This is a genomic window from Dactylosporangium sp. NPDC050588 (genome assembly GCF_040654975.1).
GTDB classification, from domain to species: Bacteria; Actinomycetota; Actinomycetes; order Mycobacteriales; family Micromonosporaceae; genus Dactylosporangium; species Dactylosporangium maewongense.
Map to the genome: position 1 here is coordinate 1 of NZ_JBFAJA010000193.1, position 4,295 is coordinate 4,295.

At 69.9% G+C, this 4,295-nt stretch carries 4 protein-coding genes and 1 pseudogene; all 5 read left to right on the forward strand.

Annotation, left to right across the window (positions count from 1 at the left end):
- The first annotated feature begins 420 nt into the window (after positions 1 to 420).
- Complete coding sequence (yidD, locus tag AB0I21_RS57080) at positions 421 to 876, forward strand: membrane protein insertion efficiency factor YidD (protein ID WP_360574395.1); 456 nt, start codon at positions 421 to 423, stop codon at positions 874 to 876.
- A 42-nt stretch (positions 877 to 918) separates the two neighbouring features.
- Positions 919 to 1,896: a HEAT repeat domain-containing protein gene (locus AB0I21_RS57085; protein ID WP_360574397.1), complete on the forward strand. Its 978-nt coding sequence runs from the start codon at positions 919 to 921 to the stop codon at positions 1,894 to 1,896.
- 111 nt (positions 1,897 to 2,007) lie between these two features.
- Positions 2,008 to 2,943 carry an AAA family ATPase gene (locus tag AB0I21_RS57090; protein WP_344510445.1) on the forward strand — a complete coding sequence of 312 codons (936 nt, stop codon included), beginning with the start codon at positions 2,008 to 2,010 and terminating at the stop codon, positions 2,941 to 2,943.
- 44 nt (positions 2,944 to 2,987) lie between these two features.
- Positions 2,988 to 3,269 carry a YiaA/YiaB family inner membrane protein gene (locus tag AB0I21_RS57095; protein ID WP_344510446.1) on the forward strand — a complete coding sequence of 94 codons (282 nt, stop codon included), beginning with the start codon at positions 2,988 to 2,990 and terminating at the stop codon, positions 3,267 to 3,269.
- Positions 3,270 to 3,834: 565 nt separating this feature from the next.
- Positions 3,835 to 4,295: pseudogene (locus AB0I21_RS57100) on the forward strand (hypothetical protein); the annotation flags it as partial.

Here is a 4,295-nt window from a genome sequence, read left to right on the forward strand (position 1 = left end):
TCCGCCGCCGAGACGGACCACGTGTTCGCCGCCGAGGGCTCCGAGTCGGCGTCCTCGAGCGAGTTCCACGAGCTCGAGGCCCTGCAGGCCCGCCTGGACAGCGCGTTCGGCTCGGCGACCGAGCTGCACACCGACGGTGGCCCGGCCATCGCGGGCAGCTGAGCCCCGCACGACCGAAGCTCCTGACGGTGTGGTTGACCGCGCCGGCCCCTGGATTCAGCCCCTGGGGCCGGCGACCCACCAGAGCTGTTCAGATCGCCTACGCACTCGGTTGTTCGACTTCGTTCGGGTGTCCGGGACTGTCCGGACATTCCCGGCCGCCCGAACGAAGTCGGCCATCCGGGTGCGTTTTGGTGTTTATTCAGTAAGAAACACGACCGGTCCTTGATCACACGGACGACCGGCCACACAATGCCGCCTATGGCGCGAATCGGAATCGGAGACGCCGTGGCGATCTGGCGGCACCGCCGCGACCGCCGCCGCCGGCAACAGCAGCAACACAACCAGCACCAGCAGAATCAGCAGCAGCGCCGCCGCAACCGCGACAGCGGCGACGGGTGCGACTGCGACGCCTGCGACTGCAACCCGTTCATGCTCGGCTCGCTGCTCGGCCTGATGGCGATCGCCGCGCCCCGGCGGGCACCGCGCCGCACCACGACCGGCCCCGGCCGCGCGGGCGTCGCCGCGATCCGCGGCTACCAGCGCTGGCTGTCGCCGCACCTGCCGACGCACTGCCGGCACTTCCCGACCTGCAGCGACTACGGGTTGCAGGCCGTCCGGCGGTACGGGCTCGTCGAGGGCTCCCGGCTGACCGCGGCCCGCATCCGGCGCTGCAACCCGTCGACCCCGCACGGCACCAAGGACCCCGTGCCGTAAACCGTGTTGCCGCCCGCGACCCCGACGGCCACGATGGCGGTCGTGCGACCGGACGTGGCGTGGGCCTTCGAGGAGGCGCTGCGGGCCGGCGAGGACCGCCCGTGGGAGCTCGTCACGCACCTGCACTTCCACGGCGGCAGGGAAGCGCTCCGGATCGCCGCCCGGCTCGGGCGGGCCGCCGAGCCGTCCCGCCGCGAGCTCGCCGCCGAGGTGCTCGGCCAGCTCGGCACCGCGCTCGGCACGCCCGTTCCCGACCCCGGGGCCGCTTCCGGCCTCGGGGCCGCTTCCGGCCTCGGGGCCGCTTCCGGCCTCGGGGCCGCTCCTGATGGCGGGGGCGTTTCCGGCCTCGGCGCCGCTCCCGATGGTGAGGCCGCTTCTGGCCGCCGGGCCACGCCTGGCCGCAGGGCCGCCGATGGGCCGTTCCGGGACGAGGCGACGGCGCTGCTGCTGGCGATGATCGCGCGTGAGGACGACCCGGCGGTCCTGTACAGCCTCGCCGTGGCGCTCGGGCACATGGCCGGCGAGGACAGCGTCGCGCCGCTGGTGCGGCTGCGCGCCCACCCGGACGCGGACGTGCGCGGCGGCGTCGTGTTCGGGCTGCTGGGCCGCGAGACCCGGGCCGCCCTCGACGCGCTGATCGAGCTGTCCGCCGACGTCGAGCCCGGCGTGCGCGACTGGGCCACGTTCGGCCTCGCCCGGCAGAGCGACGCCGACTTCCCCGCGCTGCGCGAGGCGCTGGCCGCCCGGCTCGACGACGACACCGACCCCCGCGCCGAGGCGGTGCACGGCCTGGCGGTCCGCGGGGACGAGCGGGCCATGCCGCGGTTGCTGTCGTTCCTGGCGGACCCGGATCCCGTCGCCGACCTGCTCATCATCTTCGAGGCGTTGTGCGAGCTCGCCGCCGCGACGGGCGATCCGCGGCTGCTGCCATATCTGGAGGCGGAGCTTTCGTCGTACACCGGCGAACCCCCGGAACCGGAGCTGCTCCGGGCGCTCGAACGATACGGCCGATTCCATTGACTATCAGAATGCAATTCGGAATTCGGCTCTTGACGCCTTGAAAAGCGCGCAACGTGGGCGTGTTAGGCTCCTGACCTGGACTGCCCCGCGGGTCTACCTAGAGAGTTGCGCATGAGCAATCACCGGTCCGTCGTCATCAACGGCGACCTCGGCAGTGGCAAGAGCACCGTTTCGGTGGAGCTCGCCGGCCGGCTCGGACTGCGGCGCATCAGCGTCGGCGACATGTACCGGCAGATGGCCGAGGAACGTGGCATGACCGCGCTCCAGCTCAACCTCCACGCCGAGCTCGACGACGCGATCGACAGCGCGGTGGACGAGCTGCAGAGCAACATCGCCAAGTCCGGTGAGCAGCTCATCGTCGACAGCCGGCTCGCGTGGTTCTTCTTCCACGACGCATTCAAGGTGCACCTCATCACCGAGCCCAACGAGGCGGCCCGCCGCGTCCTTGCCCGCCCGCACAGCGAGGTGGAGCGTTACGCGACGCTGGAGGAGGCCAAGGAGCGCCTGCACGGCCGCAGCGAGAGCGAGCGGGTGCGGTTCCTGACCAGGTATGGCGCCGACAAGCTGCGCCTGCGCAACTACGACCTGGTCTGCGACAGCACGCGGGCGCGGCCGGACGACATCGTCGCGATGATCGTGGACGCCTTCGAGGGCCGCCTCGGCGGCGACATCCTCCGCGAGCGGCCGCCGCTGCTGCTGCTGGACCCGATGCGGATCTACCCGACCCGTTCGCTGGACTCCCTGGACTCGGTGGACGGCGCCTTCGTCGCCTCGATCGGCGACGCCGGGCCGGAGGCGCTGGAGCCGCTGACGATCGGGCACTCCGGGCCGGACTACTACGTCATCGACGGCCACCGCAGGCTCAGCGCCGCCGTGCAGAACGAGTTCCGTCTCGTGCCCGCCAGCCTGCTGGCCGAGGGTGAGGAGCCGGTGACCGCGCGGCTGAGCGCCAACGACTACTTCCGGGTGCACGTCACCGACGAGGTGGTCTCGGCGTGGCAGCGGGCTCACAAGATCGAGCTTCCGGTACCTGCCCTGGTTGAGTAGTCCTACTCAGGCCTTTCGCCACGTGGCGGACGAGACTCGTCCGCATGACAACACCAGTGCCCACGAAGACCACCACGGCATTCTTCCTGCAGTCCGCGGTCTCGTTCGGGGTCGCGGTGGTCGGCCTCGGTATCGGCATCGCCTACCTGCCGGTCAACCAGTGGATGCGTGCGTTTCTCGCCATCGGGTTGCTCTACACCGTCACGTCGGCGTTCACCCTTGCCAAGTGCGTCCGTGACCACCAGGAGTCCGCGGGCGTCGTCCAGCGGGTGGATCAGGCGCGCCTGGACAAGCTGCTGACCGACCACGACCCGTTCCGCTCCTAGCTTCTCCGTTTCTCCGTTTTTTCGGACATTTCGGTTCTGTCAGCGCTCGGGTGGCCGCCCGGGCGCTGCCGCATGAGGTGATCGGCTAGATCACACCCGCCATGACTAGGCCAGACGGTGTACTGGCTGTATGGTTCAGCGCAACGTGGCGACCTTGAAGGCGCCATACCGACCGCGTGCACGATTGAGTGATCTGGACCACTCTCGGCGCGCGTCGATATGCCCGATCCAGGGCTATCGTGCGGCTTTCCAGTCGTGCTATTTCTTAGGCGTGACTTAAGAATCCTAAAGGTTGCCACAACGGCACTCCGTAGGGTTTCACTCCCCTGGCGAAGCGTGGGATGCTTCGACCCGGAAAACGGTTACGCAAGGTTGCGAGCGATGTACCGAACGCCGATCTTGACGGCATTGCCGAGAATGAATCGCGCCCGGTTTCTCGCCAGACATATGCAGTCGAAAGTAAGGAGCGGAATCACCAACCGAGCATTCACGCCGAAAAGCTCCGACAGGCCAACGTGCCGCGTCGACTGACGGATGTCGACTGATCCGGGAGGATTCCCAGCACATGAGCACGCCCGACAACGCTTCCACCAACCGCCGCCCGTTACGCCGCACGAGCGTGGGCCTCGTCGCCGCGGCACTCTTCGCCACCGGCGCGCTGAGCGCCTGCAAGGATCTGCCGGCGACCGGCTCGGCGCCCCGCCCCTCGGCGAGCGGCGCGCAGCCCTCCGGCTCGGCCGGCACGGGCACCGCGCCGTCGACGTCCGCGTCGCCCGTGGCGTCGCCGTCGAAGAGCGCCGGCAGCTCGACCAGCGCCAAGCCGCCCGCGCCCGGTGGCGGCGGTGGCGTGCCGGCGACCTACACGGTCGCCGGGTACCCGGCCGCGCACAACACCGGCTACCCGCAGGGCCTGCCCGGTGACACGCGCAAGAAGGTGACGCTGACGCCGTACACCGGACCGATGACGATCACGGTCGCCGGGACGGTCATCGACGGCAAGGACATCAACGGCCACATCGAGATCAA